The following is an 18,079-nucleotide window of genomic DNA, read 5'->3' on the forward strand; positions in this document are numbered from 1 at the left end:
GCTCAGGCGCTCGCCGTGGATGCGGCAAGAGCGCCGCGCACGCCCTGGGTCTCGAGCACGCCCAGTTGCTGCGCGACCGCGGCCACGAAGCGGGGCTCGCCACCCAGCTCGCCGAACACCGGCGCAAAGCCGGTGAAGAACGCGACGCGGTCCTGCATCGACGAAGCCGCATTGGCCCGGGCGAGCCGCCGTGCCAGTTCGCTGGCGAGCGGGTCCTGGATCTCATGCGCGGCGCCGGTCTCGTCCACCCCGCGCAGGTAGTGGACCCAGCCGGCCACCGCCAGCGCGAGCCGGTCGATCGGCAAGCCGGCCGCCAGCCGGTCGCGCACCGTGCCCAGCAGCCTCTGCGGCAGCTTCTGCGAGCCATCCATCGCGATCTGCTTCGTCTGGTGCCGCAGCGCGGGGTTCGAAAAGCGCTCGAGCAGCCGCGCACGGTAGCCGTCGAGGTCCAGGCCCTCCATGGCGGGCAGCGTGGGCGCGATTTCTTCGCGCATCAGCGCATCGATGAAAGCGCGCAGCGCGGGCTCGGCCATCGCGCGGTCCACCGTGCGGAACCCCGCCATCGCCCCCAGGTAGGCAAGCGCCGAATGGCTGCCGTTGACCATGCGCAGTTTCAGCCGCTCGAAAGGCTCCGCGTGCGCGACGAAGCGCGCGCCGCCCGCCGTCCAGTCGGGCCGGCCGCTCGCGAAGCGGTCTTCCACCACCCATTCGAGAAAAGGCTCGCCGATCACCGGCCATGCGTCCTCGACGCCCAGGCGCTCGGAGATGCGCGCGCGGTCTTCGTTGGTGGTGCGCGGCACGATGCGGTCGACCATCGAATTGGGGAAGGTGCAGTGCGCGTCGATCCAGTCGCGCAGCGCGACATCGACCGCCTGCGCGAAAGCCAGCACGATGCCGCGCAGCGTGTCGCCATTGGCGGGCAGGTTGTCGCAGGACAGCAGCGTGACCGGCGCGAGCCCGCGCGCGCGGCGCAGTGCCATCGCATGCACCACGAAGCCGGGCATGGTGCGCGGCGCCTCGGGGTGCGCGAGGTCGTGCGCGATGCCGACGTCGTCGAGCTTCAGCGCGCCGGTGGCCGGATCGTGGTGATAGCCCTTCTCGGTGATCGTGAGGCTCACGATGCGCGTGTCCGGATGCGCGATGCGCTCGAGCACGGCTCGTGGGTCTTCGGGCGCCACCAGCACGTCGAGCAGGTTGCCCACGACCTGCAGCAGCTCGCGCGGGCTGCCGTCTTCGGCCGCATCGCGCAGCGCCAGCGTGTAGAGGCCGGCTTGCGGCTTCAGTGCGTCGCGCGTGTCGGGCGCGCGCAGCGACACGCCCACCGTGCCCCAGCGCAGGTCGTCGCCCGCATGCAACGCGGCTTCGTTCACCACCGCCAGGTGCGCGCGATGGAAGGCGCCGACACCCAGGTGGACGATGCCCGCGCGCAGCGACTCCCGCCGGTAGCGCGGCACCGCGACATGCGCGGGCACGTGGGGCAGGGCGTCGGGATGAAGGCGCGGCATGGCTTCTTTCGCGCTCACCAGTTCCAGAGCGTGCCGTCGTGCTGCAGGCGGTTCACCGGCAGGTAGGCGCGCTTGTAGGGGTACTTGGCGGCCAGCGCCTCGTCGATGTCCACGCCGTGGCCCGGCGCCTCGCCGGGGTGCAGCATGCCGTTGGAGAAGGAATAGGAATGCGGGAACACGGCGTCGGTTTCTTCCGTGTGGCGCATGTACTCCTGGATGCCGAAGTTGGGCACCCACATGTCGAAGTGCAGCGCCGCGCCCATGCAGGCCGGCGAAAGGTCGGTCGCGCCGTGGCAGCCTGTGCGCACCTGGTAGAGCGAGGCCAGGTCGGCAATGCGGCGCAGCTGCGTGATGCCGCCCGCGTGGACCACCGTGGTGCGGATGAAGTCGATCAGCTGGTTCTCGATCAGGTCCTTGCAGTCCCAGATGCTGTTGAAGATTTCGCCTACCGCCAGCGGCGTGGTCGTGTGCTGGCGGATGAGCCTGAAGGCTTCCTGGTTCTCCGCCGGCGTGGCGTCTTCCATCCAGAACAGGTTGAAGGGTTCCAGCGACTTGCCCAGCCGGCCGGCCTCGATGGGCGTCAGGCGGTGGTGCACGTCGTGCAGCAGGTGGATGTCCGGGCCCACGGCGCTGCGCACCGCGTCGAACAGCTTGGGCGTGTGCTCCAGGTACTTGGCTGTCGACCAGTCGTGCTCGCTCGGCAGGTCGGCGTCGGCCGGCTCGTAGAACATGGTGCCGCGGCCCACGCCGTACACCTTCTCCAGGCCCGGCACGCCGCTCTGCGCGCGAATGGCCAGGTAGCCTTCTTCCTTGTAGCGCAGCACTTCGTCGACCGTGTGCTCGATGTCGCGGCCGTTGGCGTGGCCGTACACCATCACGCCGGTGCGGCTCTTGCCGCCGAGCAGCTGGTACAGCGGCATGTTGGCGGCCTTGGCCTTGATGTCCCACAGCGCGGTGTCGACCGCGGCGATGGCCGTCATGGTGACCGGCCCGCGGCGCCAGTAGGCGCCCTTGTACAGGTACTGCCAGATGTCCTCGATCTGGTGCGCGTCGCGCCCGATCAGGCAGGGAATGACGTGCTCGGTGAGGTAGGCGGCCACGGCCAGCTCGCGGCCGTTGAGCGTGGCGTCGCCGATGCCGGTGAGGCCTTCGTCGGTCTCGATCTTGAGGGTGACGAAATTGCGGCCGGGGCTGCAGACGATGACGCGTGCGTTGGTGATTTTCATGGTGTGTATCGAATGTGGGGAAGGGGGCGGCGAAGGCGCTCAGCCGTGCCAGCCCAGGTGGCCGAGGAAGTCGCGCGTGCGCTCGGCGGTCGGCGCCTCGAAGATCTGGCGCGGCGGCCCCTGCTCGACCACCTTGCCGTGGTCGAACACCACCACCCAGTCGGCCACGCTGCGCGCGAAGGCCATCTCGTGCGTGACCACGACCATGGTCATGCCCTCGTCGGCGAGCTTCTTCATGACGTTGAGCACTTCGCCTATGGTTTCGGGGTCGAGCGCGGAGGTGGGCTCGTCGAACAGCATCACCTCGGGCTCCATGGCCAGCGCGCGGGCGATGGCCACGCGCTGCTGCTGGCCGCCCGACAGGCCGCTCGGGAAGTTGTGCGCCTTGGCGGCCAGCCCCACCTTGTCGAGCAGCTTCATGGCACGCTCGCGCGCCTTCTCCTCGCTCATGCCCAGCACGGTGACCGGGCCGATGGCCACGTTGTCCAGCGCGTTCTTGTGCGGGAAGAGCTCGAAGTTCTGGAACACCATGCCCATGCGCTGGCGCACCTTGCGCGCCTCGCGCTCGTCGGTGGGCAGCGGCACGCCGTCGATCAGCACGCGCCCGCCGTCGATGGTCTCCAGCGCGTTCGTGCAGCGCAGCAGCGTCGACTTGCCCGAGCCCGAAGGCCCGATGAGGCACATCACCTCGCCCTTGTTGACCTGCACCGTGACGCCGTCCAGCGCCACGAAGTTGCCGTACAGCTTGCGCACCTTGTCGTACACCACGACCGGCGCCTGGCCGGCCGATTTGCGTTCGCCGTTCATCATTCCTTGACCTCGAATTTCTTCTGTATCCAGTCGACCAGCTTGGCCTGCGGGTAGCCCATGAGCCAGTAGATGACGGCCATGGCCGTGAGCATCTCCAGCACGCGGAAGCTCGACGAGCGGATCTGCAGCGCCACGTGCGCCAGCTCGCCCACCGCGATCACCGACACCAGCGAGGTGTCCTTGAAGAGCGACACCCAGGTGCTCGCCAGCACCGGCAGCACGCGCCGCCAGGCCTGCGGGATCACCACTTTCTTCATGGCCTGCCAGCGGCTCATGCCCATCGCGATGGCGGCCTCCATCTGCCCCTTGCGGATCGAGTTGATGCCGGCGCGGAAGGTCTCGGCGTTGTAGGCCGACACGTTCAGGCACAGCGCCACCAGCCCGGTGGTGAAGGCGGAGAACTCGATGTGCATCAGCACCGGCATCACGTAGAACGCCCAGTACACGACCAGGATCAGCGGCAGGTTGCGAAAGAACTCCACGAAGACCTGGCTCGCGCCCGACAGCGCCTTGCTGCTGGACAACCGCATCAGCGCCAGCACGATCCCCAGCGGCACGGCCACCAGCATGGTCAGCACGGTCAGCAGCACCGTGAGGCCGGCGCCGTGCAGCAGGTCGTAGCGGTGGGTCCAGACGATGTTCCAGTCCAGCTCCATCAGGACCTCCCCAGGTGCGCGACGCGCTTGTAGAGCGCATCGATCAGCCGTGTTCCGGGGAACAGGATGATGAAGTAGATGACCATGACCACGGTGAACACCTCGATCGGCCGGTAGCTCTGGCCCGCGATGGTCTCGGCGCGCTTCATGAGTTCAGGCACGGCGATCACCGTCGCGATGGCCGTGTCCTTGATGGTGATCGACAGCACCGAGCCGAAGGCCGGCAGCATGCGCACCAGCGCCTGCGGCAGCACCACCTTGCGCACGATCTGCGCGCGCGACATGCCCAGCGCCAGCGCGGCGCGGATCTGTCCCGGGCGGATCGACTCGATGCCCGCGCGCACGATCTCCGCCACGTAGGCGGCGATGTGCAGCGTGAGCGCCATCAGCGCGGCCCAGAACGGATGGAAGCTGATGCCCGTGAGGATGGGCACCGCGAAATAGAACCACACCAGGATCACCAGCACGGGAATCGCGCGCTGGGTGTCGATGTAGAACACGATAGGAATGCGCAGCCAGGCCGCGCCGTAGACGCGGCCCAGGCCGAGCGCGGTGCCGAGCACCAGCGCGCCGATGGCGGTGAGCACCGACAGCAGCAGCGTGACGCCCAGCCCGCCCAGCAGGTACTGCCAGCTGTCCAGCAGTGGGGAGAAGTCGAGATCCATGAGATCGTTGCGAGAGTCCGGCCGCGGCCGGACGGGTCACATCGCGTTGATGATCCGGGCCTCGTCCGCGTCCAGCTTGGGCTTCATCTGGTCGTTGACGGCCTTGAGCCAGTTCAGGTATTCGGGCTGGTTCTTGTCGATCGCCAGGCCGATGGGCGTGGCCATCTCGGTGGAGTCCTGGCAGTTGTTGGCGTCTGGCAGCACCTTCAGGCCCTTGACCTTGCGGTTCAGCGCCTGCCACGGCACTCGGTTGATGGGGGTGATGTCGGCGCGCTTGGCCATGATTTCTTCCACCGGCGCGGCGGTGCCGGCGGTCGACACGCCGCGCAGCTTGGCGTTGGGGAAGCGCTTCTTGACCCAGTTCTCCTCGCCGCCGCCGGTGAAGTAGGCAACCGTGATGTTCGGGTTGTTGAAGTCGTCGACCGACTTGGCGTTGGCCACCTTCGGGTTGTCGGCGCGGCCGAACACGCACAGCGCGGTGCGCGAGTAGGTCACGAAGTCGACCACCTTCAGGCGCTCGGGCGTCACCGACAGAGGAGAAATGGTCATGTCGGCCTGGTTGGAGGCCAGCACCGGCACCTTGGTCTCGTGCGAGACCGGCACCGCCTGCAGCTTCACGCCCAGCTGCTTGGCCACTTCATTCGCGAGCAGCCATGCCGGGCCGGCCCAGGCGTCGCCCGAGCCGGTGGTGTTTTCCACCAGCCACGGCGGATTCGACAGCACCGCCGCGCGCAGCACGCCGGCCTTCTTGATCGCGTCGATGCGCGCGCTGGTGCCGGGGGCGGGCACGGGCACCGTCTGCGCGGCGGCCTGGCCGACGAACGCCGCGGCCAGCAAGGCGGCGAGCAGGGTCTTGGTCGTTGTCATCTTCAGTCTCCAGTTCTAGGGGCACCCGAATCCGGGCAGAGGGAAAAGTGGAAAAGGCACAGCAGGGCGCGGCATCGCCGCGCGGCCGGCGCGCACGGCGTCAGCGCCAGGCCTGCGCGAACTCGGCGATCACGCGGTCGATGTGCGCGCGCATCGCGGCGCGGGCTTCAGCCGGGTTGCGTTCCAGCAGCGCGTTGAACACGCGCTGGTGGTCGTCCTGCGAGGCGCGGCGCAACTCGGGCGTGTGGAAGTGCGCTTCCATCTGCGACCAGATCGGCGCCTTGGTGTGGTCCCACAGCGCCGTGACCATCTGCAGCAGCACGCTGTTGCCGGTCGACTCGGCAATGCGCAGGTGGAACAGGCGGTCGGCCGCCTCGTTGGCCGCCTTGTCCTGCATGTGCTCGCGCATCGCGGCCAGCGCCGCGTAGATGCGGTCGATGTCGCTGTCCTTGCGGTTCTCCGCGGCGACGGAAGCGATTTCGGATTCGATCAGGCTGCGCGCGCGCAGCAGCTCGAACGGCCCCGGCCCGGGCGACAGCGTGTAGGCCGATGCGGCCGGCACCGCGGCACCGGCCACCGGCGCGCAGATGTAGATGCCCGAGCCGCCGCGCACTTCGACCGCGCCCTGGATCTCCAGCACGATGATCGCCTCGCGCACCAGCGTGCGGCTGACGTTGAAGCGCTCGGCCAGCGCGCGCTCCGAGGGCAGGCGGTCGCCCGCCTTGAACTCGCCCTCGGTGATGAGCCCGGCGATGCGCGCCGCGAGCTTCTGATAGGAGCGGTCCGATTCCGGCTCGGGAGCCTGGACGAGAGGGAGTTCTGTGAGCGTCGCCATTATTGGTGAGCCAGTTTAAAAGTGGTTCACCAATTTATATCTCGTGGTTTACCAGTATGGGTAAGCGGCCGTCGGACTGACTGGCTCCTCTACCTGTTTTCGGCGATGGACATGCGAGCTGGCCGCAAATATCGTCTCGCGCCATTGCTCACTACCAGATGCGAACGCCCGAATTCGGCGCCTTGCTCAGGCGCACGAGGCGCAGGCTGTTCGATTTCCACCCCTTGGCACTCCACCAGTCTTCTTTGGCACCGACCATTCACTTCGGCCAGCAAGAAAACGCGAGGCGCGTTGGATTCCCGGGACTTCATCGTCTTTTTCACGTCGTATCGTCGGTCCTCGCGTTCGTGATGCTCATGGCGCTGGGTGCGTGCGGCGGTGGCGGCAGTTCTCCAGGCGCATCCTTCGTGCCGCTGCCACAGCCTGCGGCGCCGGCCTCGCCGCCGAAGCTGGTCTCGATCCAGGTGACTCCGGCCAACCCCAGCCTGGCGGCCGGCACTTCGGTGCAGCTGACGGCCACGGCCATCTACAGCGACAACACGCACGGCGACGTGACATCCACCGCCGCGTGGAGCACGGCCGATACCGCCGTGGCGAGCGTGGACGCCTCGGGCAAGGCGCTTGGCGCGGCCCCCGGAACCAGCTCGGCCACGGCCAGCTTCGGCGGACAGAGCGGCAGCACCACGCTCACGGTCACGCCAGCCATCGTGGTCGGCATGGAAATCACGCCACGCACCGCTTCCATCGCCAAGGGAACCCAGGCACGGTTCATCGTCACGGCCACGTTCTCGGACCACACGTCGCAGAACATTTCCGCCGATGTCGACTGGAGTTCGTCCCCTCCCGCGGTGGCAACGGTCGATGGAACCGGGCTGGCCAGCGGTGTGACGCAGGGGCAGGCGACGATCACGGCAAGCTGCCGCCTCGCGCGCCCGTGCGCGTCCGTGCCCGCGGCCACGGCCACACTCGATGTCAGCGCGGCGTCGCTGGCCTCCCTTGCCGTCACACCCGCGAACCCGAGCATCGCGCTGGGCACCACGCAGCAGTTCACCGCCATCGGGACGTACAGCGACCAGACCACGCAGGACCTCACGGCCCAGGTGAGCTGGGCGTCGAACAACCTCTCGGCGGCGAGTGTGAATGCACAGGGCCTGGCCACCTCCGCAGCGATCGGCAGCACAGAGATCACGGCCGACCTGGGCGGGGTGAAGTTCACGACGACACTGACCGTCACGCAAGCGCGGCTGGCGTCCATCGCGATGACGCCGCCGTCCGCAACCGCCACGATCGGAGGGACATCCGGCGGCATCACGCAATTCACCGCGACGGGGACCTACACGGATGGCAGCACGCAGGACATCACGTCCCTGGTGACCTGGGCGTCCGACACCGTTGGCGTGGCGACCATCAGCAATGCGGCAGGAACCGCGGGTTTCGCGACGAGCGTGGTCCAAGGCACTGCAACCATCAGCGCGGCGCTAGGGAGCGTGAGCACGAGCGGACTTCTCACCGTCGAACCCAAGACGATCTTCTCCGCATCGGGCCCTGCGGCCTGGAAGGTGCCGGCTGGCGTCTACCTTGTCAGGGTTGTCGCACTGGGCGGCGGTGGCGGCGCTTCGGGCGCTTACAACCGCGGTGGCCACGGCGGCCGGGTGACGGCGCAGATGGCGGTCACGCCGGGTGAAACCTTGAGTCTTTTCATTGGGGGCGGCGGTGGCGGTGGCGGAGTCGGCACCAGCGGCGTCGGCGGTGGCGGCGACTCCGGCACGGCGGCCGGCGGCGGCGGGGCAACGACACTTCAGCAAAGCGCAAGCGTGCTGTTCATTGCCGGCGGCGGCGGAGGCGCCGGTGCCAGTGCGGGGGGAACCGAGGGTGGCGACGGAGGCGGGCACGGCTCGGGCTCCGGAATGCCGGGATCCGGCGTGGGCTCCGCAGGGGGCGGAGCGAACGGGAGCGGCGGAGCGGCGGGCACGGGAACCATCGCGCCCGGCTCCCCTGGCTCCAGCGCGAGCGGCGGCGACGGTTCGACGTTCGGCGGCGGTGGTGGCGCTGGATTCGGAGGCGGCGGCGGGGGCGGCTTCAATGGCAACTACGGCGGGGGCGGCGGCGGCGGGGGCAGTGCAGGCCCCGCCGGTGCCACCTATGACGTCGGCGGCAATGGCGCGACGTCCTACGACAACGGGGGCGACGGCTCGATCACGCTCTCTTACTGATGTGCCTCGCGGAGACCGCGGACACGCCAGGAATCCGGGCTCGACTCGAAAAGCTCGAAAACCTCGCAGGCGCGTCAGGAAGCCGACGCCAGGATCCGGTCCAGCTTGTCGATATCGATCGGCTTTTGCAGGTGGTGATCGAACAGGCCCTGGGCCGACTGGCCGCCGCTGTCCTGCGCGGAGAAGCCCGAGATCGCCACCAGCAGCTTCGGCGCGCCGGCATCCGCACTGGCGCGCAGCCGCCGGGCCACTTCGGTGCCTGGGAAGTCGGGCAGCGTCAGGTCGATCAAGGCGGCATCGAAGCTTTCCGCAGCGGCCGCGTCGAGCGCCTGCTGGGCCGTGTAGGTACAGCGCGCCGTGTGGTCCTGCAATGTCAGCAGTTCCTGCAACAGGTCGGCCGCGGCTTCGTTGTCGTCGACGATCAGCACGTTCACAGCTTTTTTTCTTTCCGGTAGTTCGAAGGATTCAGTATCGCGGGCGCTCGCGCGCCCGGGGGTAGGAGCATGCCTACGTTGGCTGCGCGGCGTCGCCGTCGGCCTCGGGGATGTGCAGCGGCAGATCGACGACGAAGCGCGAGCCCTCGCCGGGCGCGCTCTCCACGCCGATATGCCCTGCGTGCAGGGACACGATCTTGCGGGTGATGTACAGGCCCAGGCCAAGGCCCGCCGCGTGCCGGCGGCTGTCGTCGGTGCGCTCGAACTGCTCGAAGATGCGCGCGTGGTCTTCCGGCGCGATGCCGATGCCCTGGTCGCGCACCGCCACGCGGGCGGTGTCGCCCTCCAGGCTCACCGTCATCTCCACCGGCTTGCCGCTGCCGTAGCGCAGTGCGTTGGTCAGCAGGTTGGTCAGCACCTGTTCGATGCGGAACTCGTCCCACACGCCGCGCAGCTCGGCCGGCGTCTGCAGCGTGATCGGCGAGCCGGCAGCCTCGGCCTGCTGGCGCAGGTTCTCGACCACCGCGCGGGAAAGCGCGCTCAGGTCAACCGGCTTGGTCTGGATCGACAGCGCATCGCGCCGCATGCGGGTGACGTCGAGCATGTCGTCGATCAGCCGCACCATGTTGCGGATCTGCCGCTGGTCGCGCTCGATCATCGAGGGCAGCCGCTCGGGCGTGAAGTTGGCGAGATTGCCTTTCGACAGATGCAGCTGCCGCAACTGCGCCTCCAGGTAGAGCGTGTTGAGCGGCGTGCGCAGCTCGTGCGACACCATCGACATGAAGTCGTCGCGCATACGCACCGCGCGCTCCAGCTCGCGCTGGGTGTGCTGCAACTGCTGCACCAGTTCTTCCTGCTTGTGGTGGGCGACCGCGAGCTGGTCCATCTCGTGGCGCAGCGCCTTGCGGTGACGGTGCAGGTCGACGAAGACGTTGACCTTGCTGGTCACCGCGTGCGGGTCCAGCGGCTTGTGCAGGAAGTCGACCGCGCCGCTCTCGTAGCCCTGGAACGCGTAGTTCAGTTCGCGCCCGGCGGCGCTCACGAAAATGATGGGAATGTGCCGCGTGCGCTCGGTGCCGCGCATCAGCTCGGCCAGCTCGAAGCCGTTCATGCCCGGCATCTGCACGTCGACGATGGCCAGCGCGAACTCGTGCTCCAGCAGCAGCGCCAGCGCGGCTTCGGCCGAAGCGGCGCGATGCACCACGCGGCCCGGCGCGCGGATGAGCGCCTCCAGCGCCAGCAGGTTCTCCGGCAGGTCGTCGACGATCAGCAGCTTGCTCTCGACCTCAATGTTCATGGGCGGCCTCCAGTTGCAGAAGAAGGGCGCGCAGCTCGCGCAAGGGGAGCACGTAGTCGGGAGCGTGGCGCGCGATGGCGGCTTGGGGCATGGTCGGAATCTGAGCTTCGGTCGGTTCCTGTACGGCGGTCAGCCCGCCGGCCAGATGAATGCGGTGCAGCCCCTCGGCACCGTCGTAGTTGGCGCCGGTCAGCAAGAAGCCGGCGAGGGCGGGGCCGTAGGCATCGGCCGCGGAGGACATGAGCACGTCGATGGACGGCCGCGAGAACAGCACGGGCGGCTCGCAGCTCAGCGAGAAAGCGCGCTCGCGCTCTATCGACAGGTGATAGCCTGGCGGCGCGAAATACAGGCTGCCCGCCGAAAGCGGCATCTTGTCGGCCGCCTCGAGCACCTGAATCGGCAGCCGCTGGCCGAAGATCTCGGCCAGATGGCTGTCGTGCTCCTCGGGCAGGTGCAGCACCACCGCCATCGGTATGTGCCAGGTGGCGGGCAGGTCGTGCAGCAGGGTGGTGAGCGCGTCGATGCCGCCCGCGGAGGCGCCCAGCACCACGGCCTCCACGCGCTTGTTGGTCGAGCGAAGCCGCCTTTTCATGTGGCCTTGCGGTAGATGCGCTCCGCGCGCGCATGGGTGTCGAAGCGGGTGGCGTAGCCCGAGAAGTCGATGCTTTCCTTCGAGCCCAGCCCGAGGAAGCCGCGGTGCGACAGCGACTCGTGGAACAGGCCCAGCGCCCGGTCCTGCAGCTGCCGGTTGAAATAGATGAGCACGTTGCGGCACGACACCAGCTGCGTTTCCGCGAACACGCTGTCGGTGGCCAGGCTGTGGTCGGCGAAGATCACGTCGGCGCACAGCGAGGGGTCGAAGCGCGCGGCCTCGTAGGCGGCGGTGTAGTAGTCGGAGAACGCGCTGCGCCCGCCCGCGCGCTGGTAGTTGGTGGTGTAGCCGCGGATCGCCTCGAGCGGAAAAATGCCCTGGCGCGCCTTCTCCAGCGAGGCCGGGTTGATGTCGGTCGCGTAGATCTGCGTGCGTTCGAGCAAGCCTTCCTCGCGCAGCAGGATGGCCAACGAGAACACTTCCTCGCCGGTGCTGCAGCCCGCCACCCACACCTTGACCGAAGGGTAGGTGTGCAGGATCGGCACCACGTGCTGGCGCAGCGCCAGGAAGTACGAGGGGTCGCGGAACATCTCGCTCACCGGAATGGTGAGGAACTGCAGCAGCCGGCCGAACAGCGCCGGCTCGCGCAGCACGCGATCCTGCAGCGCCGAGATGCTCGGCAGCCCGAGCTGCTCGAGCGCATGCAGCACGCGGCGCTTCTGCGAGGCCACGGTGTAGTTTCGGAAGTCGTAGCTGTACTTGAGATAGATCGCCTCCATCAGCAGGCGCAGCTCGATCTCGGTGTCGCTCAGGGGCGGCAGCGGCGGGGGCGTGGAAGGCGAAGCGGAAGGCGGCAGGGTCACAGGCGCTCCATTTTCGGCATCCATACCCGCAGCAGGGAGAACAGGCGCTCCAGGTCCACGGGTTTGGCAAGGTAGTCGTTGGCGCCCGCGGCCAGGCACTGCTCGCGGTCGTCCTTCATGGCCTTGGCGGTGATGGCGATCACCGGCATCTTCTCGAAGCGCGGGTCGGCGCGCATGCGGCGCGTGGCTTCCAGGCCGTCCATCTCCGGCATCATCACGTCCATCAGCACCAGGTCGATCTCGCGCACCTGGTCGAGTTTTTCCAATGCCTCGCGGCCGTTGCGGCCGATTTCCACGGCCGCGCCGCGCTGTTCGAGGGCGCTGGTCAGCGCGAAGATGTTGCGCACGTCGTCGTCCACCAGCAGGATGGTGCGGCCCTCGAAGATGCGGTCGCGACCGCGCGCCGTCTTGAGCATGCCCTGGCGTTCGCTCGAGAGTTCGGCTTCCACCTTGTGCAGGAACAGCGTCACCTCGTCGAGCAGGCGCTCCGGCGAGCGCGCGCCCTTGATGATGATCGAGCGCGAATAGCGCTGCAGCTCGGTTTCCTCGTCGCGCGTGAGGTTGCGCCCGGTGTACACGATGACCGGCGGGAACGACACGATCTCTTCAGCCGCCATGGCCTTGAGCAGGTCGCTGCCCTGCATGTCGGGCAGCCGCAGGTCGGTGATCATGCAGTCGAACACGCGGGTGCGAAGCAGCTCCAGCGCCTCTTCGCCGGAGCCCACGGCCACGATCTCGATGTCGTCGTCCTCGATCAGCCGCATCACGCTCTCGCGCTGCAGATCGTCGTCTTCCACCAGCAGCACCACCTTGACCTTCTGGGTGAGCTTGTCTTCCAGCCGCGCGAACACGCGCATCAGTTCGTCGCGCGTGGTCGGCTTCAGCGCGTAGCCGATGGCGCCCATTTGCAGCGCCGCGCCTTGTGCGTTGTCGGCGGCGGAGACCACGTGGATCGGGATGTGGCGGGTGTGCGGCGAGTCCTTCAGGCGCTGCAGCACGTCCAGGCCGGTGCTGTCGGGCAGGCGCATGTCCAGCAGGATGGCGTCGGGCACGAACTGCGTGGCCAGCTCGAAGCCGTCGGCCGCGCCGTGCGCCACCAGGCAGCGGTAGCCGAGTTCGTGCGCCAGGTCGTAGAGGATGTGCGCGAACTGCGGCTCGTCCTCGATCACCAGCACGCGGCGCACCTGGTCGCGCGGCAGCGAGCGGTCGTCGGCGAATTGCGGCGCGGGCACCGGGGAGGGCGGCTGGGGCGCGAGCGGCGTGGCGGGCGCGGCCGGCGCCTGGCCCACCGGGGCGTGCGCCGGCTTGGGCGTGTAGATGGGCGACTGCGTGGCCGATGCATTGCCCGAAGCCTGCGGCGCCTTGGCCGGCAGCTGCAGCACGAAAGTGCTGCCCTGGCCCGGCTGGCTCTGCACGGCGAGCGTGCCGCCCAGCAGCTGCGTGAGGTCGCGCGAGATCGACAGGCCCAGCCCCGTGCCGCCGTAGCGCCGGCTGGTGGTGCCGTCGGCCTGGCGGAAGGCTTCGAAGATCAGCTCGTGCTGCTGCGGGTCGATGCCGATGCCGGAGTCGGACACCGCGAAGGCCGCGCCGCCATCGGCAGTGCCCGAGACCACCAGCGCCACTTCGCCGCGGTCGGTGAACTTGAGCGCGTTCGACAGCAGATTCTTCAGGATCTGCTCCACGCGCTGGCTGTCGGTCACCAGCGAGCCCGGTGCGTCGGGCCTGATGTCGAGGCGGAAGCTCAGGTTCTTCTGCATCGCCAGCGGGCGGAAGGTGGTCTCCAGGCTTTCGGCGAGCCGGCGCAGGGGCACGTCTTCCGGCACCACTTCGAGCTTGCCGGCCTCGACCTTCGAGATGTCCAGGATGTCGTTGATGAGCACCAGCAGGTCGTTGCCCGACGAGTAGATCGACTCCGCGAACTTCACCTGCTCGGGGCTCAGGTTGCCCTGCGGGTTGTCGCCCAGCAGCTTGGCCAAGATGAGCGCGCTGTTCAGCGGCGTGCGCAGCTCGTGCGACATGTTCGCCAGGAACTCCGACTTGTAGCGGCTCGCGCGCTGCAGTTCGTCGGCGCGGTCTTCCAGGTCGCGCTGCACGCGGCGCAGCGCGGTGTTGCGCTGGTCGAGCGCCTCGGTGCGCTCCGACAGCTGGCTGTTGGTCTGCTCCAGCTCGGCCTGCTGGTTCTCCAGCATGGCCTGGGAGGCCCGCAGCGCGCGCGACTGCTCCTCGAGCTCTTCGTTGGCGGTGCGCAGTTCTTCCTGCTGCACCTGCAGTTCCTCGTTGAGCTGCTGGGTCTCGGCCAGCACATCTTGCAATTGCTCGCGGTAGCGCGCCGCCGCCAGCGAGCTGCCGATGTCGTCGGCCACCACGTCCAGCAACTGGCTGCCGCGCTCGTCCAGCGCGCCCGGCAGGCCGAGTTCGATCACGCCGTTGACCATGCCGTCGCTGGCCACCGGCAGCAGCAGCACCGCCTGGGGCGTCATTTCGCCCAGGCCCGAATTCACCTTCAGGTAATCGGCGGTGACAGGTTCGATCACCATGCGGCGGCGCTCGGCCGCGGCCTGGCCCACCAGGCTTTCGGTCGGCGAGAACACCTGCGGCGTGGCTTCGGCCGCGCTCGAAAAGCCATAGCTCGAGGCGCGCCGCAGCGGTCCGTGCCGCTCGCGCACATACATGGCGCCGACCGAGGTGCCCAGGTGGCGCGAGAAGAAGGCCAGGATCTTGCGCCCCATGTCCGGCGCGCTGAGCTCGCCCACCAGTTCGCCCACCAGCTCGGTCTGCGCGCCGCGCAGCCAGGCCTCATGAGATAGGCGGTCGGTATGGGCGGCCTGTTCCTTCAGCACCGCGTCGTAGCTCTCGGACAGCCGCATCAGCTGCCGGCGGCCGAAGTAGGCGACCAGCCCGGTGAGCGTCAGCGTGAACAGCAAAAACAGGCAGATCACCCACCACGCGGTGCGGTTGGCATCGTTGTTGCGCTGGAAGCGCAGCGCCTGCTCGGTGTCGATGAAGGCGGTGAATTCCGCGCGCATGTCGTCGGTCAGCCGCTTGCCGCGGCCCAGCCGTACCTGCGCCTGCGCGTCCTCGCCGGCGCGGCGCGCGGCGATCAGGCTGCGCGCGAATTCGATCCAGGTGCCCTGGATGGCGGCGATGCGGTCCAGGCGCTCGACCTGCTGCCGGTTGTCCGACACCAGCTCGCGCAGCGCGGCCGTGTCGGTCTTCATGCGGGGCAGGGCGCTCTGGTAGGGTTCCAGGAAAGTCTCGTCACCGGTGATCAGGAAGCCGCGCATGCCGGTCTCCATGTCGATGCTCTGGCGCTGCAGCTCGCTGGCGGCGCGGGTCACGCGGTCGGTGTGCTCGACCCAGCCGATGGTGTTGAGCAAAAACAGGATCAGCCCGACGAACACCACGGCGCCGAAAACGCCGCCGATCAGCGGGAGCTTGAGGTTGCGGCTCAGCAGACGGTCGAAGTCTTCAGGGTCGATCGCGGAGGGAGTGTTCATCGGTCGCATTTGTAAGCAAAACTTGTCAAGTTTTGCCGAAAAACGACGCTGTTCCTGTCGGAGAAGAGCCCGTCAGGGATTTCTTCGGGAAATGGCGGCTCGTCAGGCTGCAATTTCGCGGGGGCGGAACAATGACAATTCACTTCACGACCAGATCACCGACCATGACCGCCCGCCATCTTTCCCTCCCTGCCGTGAAGGGCGGACTGCTCGCCTTGCTCGCAGCGGCTCTTTTCGGCATCAGCACACCGCTCGTCCAGCATTTCGGAAAGGGCGCGGGTGCCTTCACGACCGCGGCGCTTCTTTATGCGGGCGCTGCCGCCGTCGGCTTCGCGACCCGGCAGCGGGTGGAGCGCGAAGCGCGCATGGTGCGCGGCGACCTGCCCCGGCTCCTGTTGATGGCGGCTTTCGGTGCGTTGATCGGCCCCGTCGCCCTGGCCTGGGGGCTGCAGCACACGAGCGGCACCAGCGCTTCGCTGATGCTGACGCTGGAAGCGCTGTTCACGGCGGTGCTGGCGCGGCTGCTCTACCAGGAGACGATGGACCGACGCGTGTGGGCGGCCATGCTGCTCCTTTTTGCCGGCGGCGTGGCGCTGGTCCTGGACCAGGGTCGAAGCGGCGGCACGCAGCTTTGGGGAATGCTGGCCGTGCTCGTGGCGACGGCCGCCTGGGGCGTGGACAACACGCTTTCGCGCGCACTGGCCGAACGGGACCCGGGCCAGGTCGTTCTGGGCAAGGCCGCCATCGGCGCGGTGGCGGCGACCCTTTTGGGCTGGCTGCTGCACGAGCCGGCACCCGCGCCGGCTGCGATGGTGATCTTGTTCACCGTCGGCGCGACCGGATACGGGCTCAGCCTTCGCTTTTATCTTCTTGCGCAAAGAGCCTTCGGCGCCGCGCGCACCGGCTCGGTCTTCGCCTTCGCGCCGTTCATCGGCGCGGCCTTTGCCATCGCGCTCGGCGATCGAAGCGGTACCTGGGTAATGGCGGCCGGCGGCGTGCTGATGATGCTCGGCGTGGTGCTGCACCTGATCGAATCCCACGGCCACGAACATGCGCACGAGCGCCTCGCGCATGAACACGCGCACCGCCACGACGACGGGCACCATGACCACACCCACGAGGTCATGCCGTCAGGCGCCCACAGCCATCCGCATGTGCACGAGCCGTTCCGGCATGCCCATGCGCATGTGCCGGATGCCCATCATCGGCACGCGCACTAGCTAAGCCACTAGGCGGGAAGCAGGAAGGAAAGCAGCAGGCCCAGCACCGCGCAGGCACCGAGCAGCGGCAGCACGCCGACCTTGAAGCGGAACAAGGCAATCGCCGCGGCCACGGCAATCGCAGCCGAGACAGCGTCGAAGCGGCCGCCGAAGCCCTGCGGCCACAGCACGTGATAGGCGAAGAAAAGCGCCAGATTCAGGATCACGCCCACCACGGCCGCGGTAATGGCCGACAGCGGCGCGGTGAATCCCAGCTTGCCATGCGTGGCCTCGATGGCGGGGCCGCCGGCCAGGATGAAGACGAACGACGGCAGGAAGGTGAAGAAGGTCACCACCGTGGCGGCCAGCGCACCCGCCAGGAACAGCGAATCCGGCCCCAGCACTTGGTGCAGCCAGCCGCCGACGAAGCCGACGAAAGCCACGACCATGATCAGCGGGCCTGGCGTGGTTTCTCCAAGGGCCAGTCCGTCGATCATCTGCGTGCCCGTCAGCCAGTGATGCTGCTCGACGGCGCCCTGGTAGACGTAGGGCAGCACGGCATAGGCGCCGCCGAAGGTCAGCAATGCCGCCTTGGTGAAGAACCAGCCCATCTGGGTGAGGGTTCCGCTCAGCCCCTGGACGGCAACAAGAATGCCCATGGCTGCGAGCCACAGGCCCAGTCCAATGCCCAGAACCTTGATCAGCCCCGAGCGCGAGAAACGCGCATGCGGCGGCGTGGGCGTGTCGTCGTCGATCAGCGCGGCCCCGTAGCTCTGTCGTGCCGCGCCGTGGCCGCCGCCCAGCGCGAAGACTGCGGGCGCGCGTTTCGCGCCGAAGTGCCCGATCACGCCGGCCGCCAGCACGATGGCTGGGAACGGGGTGTCGAATGCGAATATCGCCACGAAGGCCGCGGCGGCGATGCCCCACATCCACCCGTTTCTCAAGGCCCGGCTGCCGATGCGGTGCGCCGCATGCAGGACCAGCGCGGTGATTGCCGGCTTGATGCCGTAGAAAACACCGGCCACCGCCGGCACGTTCCCAAAGCGGATGTAGATCCACGACAGCGCGATCAGGATGAACAGCGAAGGCAGCACGAACAGCGCGCCGGCGACGATGCCGCCGCGCGTCTTGTGCATCAGCCAGCCGATGTAGGTGGCCAGCTGCTGTGCCTCGGGGCCGGGCAGCAGCATGCAGAAGTTCAGCGCATGCAGAAAGCGCTTTTCGCTGATCCAGCGGCGGCGCTCCACCAGTTCGGTATGCATGATCGCGATCTGCCCGGCGGGGCCGCCGAAGCTGATGAAGCCGAGCTTGAGCCAGAAGCGAAAGGCTTCGGCGAAAGTGACGGGTTGCAGGGGCGCGGAAGGCGCGGGGTTTGCGTCAGGCAAGGCAGTGTCCACGGAATGCTCCGTTGAGGGTCTCC

Annotated in this window: 15 protein-coding genes; 2 read left to right on the plus strand and 13 right to left on the minus strand. The window is 68.2% G+C overall.

What is annotated here, in order from left to right; all coding sequences use genetic code 11:
- Positions 1-2: 2 nt before the first annotated feature.
- The 7 genes from L3V85_RS18075 to L3V85_RS18105 all read right to left on the minus strand — a co-directional run bounded on the left by L3V85_RS18075 (position 3) and on the right by L3V85_RS18105 (position 6,564).
- Positions 3-1,505 (minus strand): mannitol dehydrogenase family protein, encoded by a 1,503-nt coding sequence (locus tag L3V85_RS18075; protein WP_237680589.1) that lies wholly within the window; start codon positions 1,503-1,505, stop codon positions 3-5.
- Between the two features lie 14 nt (positions 1,506-1,519).
- Complete coding sequence (gene manD / locus L3V85_RS18080; protein WP_237680405.1) at positions 1,520-2,731, minus strand: D-mannonate dehydratase ManD; 1,212 nt, start codon at positions 2,729-2,731, stop codon at positions 1,520-1,522.
- A gap of 39 nt (positions 2,732-2,770) precedes the next feature.
- On the minus strand, positions 2,771-3,541 hold the full coding sequence (locus tag L3V85_RS18085) for an amino acid ABC transporter ATP-binding protein (protein ID WP_414080132.1): 771 nt from the start codon (positions 3,539-3,541) through the stop codon (positions 2,771-2,773).
- Positions 3,538-4,197, minus strand: coding sequence for an amino acid ABC transporter permease (locus L3V85_RS18090; RefSeq protein ID WP_237680406.1), 660 nt, complete (start codon positions 4,195-4,197; stop codon positions 3,538-3,540). The genes L3V85_RS18085 and L3V85_RS18090 overlap by 4 nt, the downstream gene beginning before the upstream one ends.
- On the minus strand, positions 4,197-4,862 hold the full coding sequence (locus L3V85_RS18095; RefSeq protein WP_237680407.1) for an amino acid ABC transporter permease: 666 nt from the start codon (positions 4,860-4,862) through the stop codon (positions 4,197-4,199). Before L3V85_RS18095 ends, L3V85_RS18090 begins: the two co-directional genes overlap by 1 nt.
- A 36-nt stretch (positions 4,863-4,898) precedes the next feature.
- Entirely contained in the window at positions 4,899-5,729 is an 831-nt protein-coding gene (locus tag L3V85_RS18100) for a substrate-binding periplasmic protein (RefSeq protein WP_237680408.1), read from the minus strand.
- Between the two features lie 100 nt (positions 5,730-5,829).
- Entirely contained in the window at positions 5,830-6,564 is a 735-nt protein-coding gene (locus L3V85_RS18105; RefSeq protein ID WP_237680409.1) for a FadR/GntR family transcriptional regulator, read from the minus strand.
- Positions 6,565-6,722: 158 nt separating this feature from the next.
- Here L3V85_RS18105 and L3V85_RS37345 point away from each other — a divergent pair, with 158 nt between their 5' ends.
- The gene (locus L3V85_RS37345; protein ID WP_272934801.1) at positions 6,723-8,777 is read left to right on the plus strand and encodes an Ig-like domain-containing protein; all 2,055 of its coding nucleotides are present in this window, start codon (positions 6,723-6,725) and stop codon (positions 8,775-8,777) included.
- Between the two features lie 74 nt (positions 8,778-8,851).
- Here the strand turns inward: L3V85_RS37345 and L3V85_RS18115 are convergent, their stop codons facing one another.
- The 5 genes from L3V85_RS18115 to L3V85_RS18135 form a co-directional block, all read right to left on the minus strand.
- A complete protein-coding gene (locus L3V85_RS18115) occupies positions 8,852-9,211 on the minus strand; it encodes a response regulator (protein ID WP_237680410.1) in 360 nt (119 codons plus the stop codon).
- Between the two features lie 73 nt (positions 9,212-9,284).
- Positions 9,285-10,508: a hybrid sensor histidine kinase/response regulator gene (locus L3V85_RS18120; RefSeq protein WP_237680411.1), complete on the minus strand. Its 1,224-nt coding sequence runs from the start codon at positions 10,506-10,508 to the stop codon at positions 9,285-9,287.
- On the minus strand, positions 10,498-11,100 hold the full coding sequence (locus L3V85_RS18125) for a chemotaxis protein CheB (RefSeq protein ID WP_237680412.1): 603 nt from the start codon (positions 11,098-11,100) through the stop codon (positions 10,498-10,500). Before L3V85_RS18125 ends, L3V85_RS18120 begins: the two co-directional genes overlap by 11 nt.
- Positions 11,097-11,987, minus strand: coding sequence for a CheR family methyltransferase (locus L3V85_RS18130; RefSeq protein ID WP_423838546.1), 891 nt, complete (start codon positions 11,985-11,987; stop codon positions 11,097-11,099). Before L3V85_RS18130 ends, L3V85_RS18125 begins: the two co-directional genes overlap by 4 nt.
- The gene (locus L3V85_RS18135; protein WP_237680413.1) at positions 11,960-15,460 is read right to left on the minus strand and encodes a response regulator; all 3,501 of its coding nucleotides are present in this window, start codon (positions 15,458-15,460) and stop codon (positions 11,960-11,962) included. Before L3V85_RS18135 ends, L3V85_RS18130 begins: the two co-directional genes overlap by 28 nt.
- Before the next feature lie 164 nt (positions 15,461-15,624).
- Between L3V85_RS18135 and L3V85_RS18140 the strand changes: the two genes are divergently transcribed.
- Entirely contained in the window at positions 15,625-16,680 is a 1,056-nt protein-coding gene (locus L3V85_RS18140; RefSeq protein ID WP_237680414.1) for a DMT family transporter, read from the plus strand.
- An 8-nt stretch (positions 16,681-16,688) separates the two neighbouring features.
- Here the strand turns inward: L3V85_RS18140 and chrA are convergent, their stop codons facing one another.
- Positions 16,689-18,056: a chromate efflux transporter gene (chrA, locus tag L3V85_RS18145; protein WP_237680415.1), complete on the minus strand. Its 1,368-nt coding sequence runs from the start codon at positions 18,054-18,056 to the stop codon at positions 16,689-16,691.
- Positions 18,057-18,079: the final 23 nt, after the last annotated feature.

The sequence above is a fragment of the Variovorax paradoxus genome (genome assembly GCF_022009635.1).
Lineage (GTDB): Bacteria > Pseudomonadota > Gammaproteobacteria > Burkholderiales > Burkholderiaceae_C > Variovorax.

Bases quoted from the DNA above. Each gene is read 5' to 3' on its own strand.
- L3V85_RS18075 (WP_237680589.1), bottom strand. From the start codon at position 1,505: ATGCCGCGCCTTCATCCCGACGCCCTGCCCCACGTGCCCGCGCATGTC.
- manD (WP_237680405.1), bottom strand. From the start codon at position 2,731: ATGAAAATCACCAACGCACGCGTCATCGTCTGCAGCCCCGGCCGCAAT.
- L3V85_RS18085 (WP_414080132.1), bottom strand. From the start codon at position 3,541: ATGATGAACGGCGAACGCAAATCGGCCGGCCAGGCGCCGGTCGTGGTG.
- L3V85_RS18090 (WP_237680406.1), bottom strand. From the start codon at position 4,197: ATGGAGCTGGACTGGAACATCGTCTGGACCCACCGCTACGACCTGCTG.
- L3V85_RS18095 (WP_237680407.1), bottom strand. From the start codon at position 4,862: ATGGATCTCGACTTCTCCCCACTGCTGGACAGCTGGCAGTACCTGCTG.
- L3V85_RS18100 (WP_237680408.1), bottom strand. From the start codon at position 5,729: ATGACAACGACCAAGACCCTGCTCGCCGCCTTGCTGGCCGCGGCGTTC.
- L3V85_RS18105 (WP_237680409.1), bottom strand. From the start codon at position 6,564: ATGGCGACGCTCACAGAACTCCCTCTCGTCCAGGCTCCCGAGCCGGAA.
- L3V85_RS37345 (WP_272934801.1), top strand. From the start codon at position 6,723: ATGCGAACGCCCGAATTCGGCGCCTTGCTCAGGCGCACGAGGCGCAGG.
- L3V85_RS18120 (WP_237680411.1), bottom strand. From the start codon at position 10,508: ATGAACATTGAGGTCGAGAGCAAGCTGCTGATCGTCGACGACCTGCCG.
- L3V85_RS18125 (WP_237680412.1), bottom strand. From the start codon at position 11,100: ATGAAAAGGCGGCTTCGCTCGACCAACAAGCGCGTGGAGGCCGTGGTG.
- L3V85_RS18130 (WP_423838546.1), bottom strand. From the start codon at position 11,987: ATGGATGCCGAAAATGGAGCGCCTGTGACCCTGCCGCCTTCCGCTTCG.
- L3V85_RS18135 (WP_237680413.1), bottom strand. From the start codon at position 15,460: ATGAACACTCCCTCCGCGATCGACCCTGAAGACTTCGACCGTCTGCTG.
- L3V85_RS18140 (WP_237680414.1), top strand. From the start codon at position 15,625: ATGACCGCCCGCCATCTTTCCCTCCCTGCCGTGAAGGGCGGACTGCTC.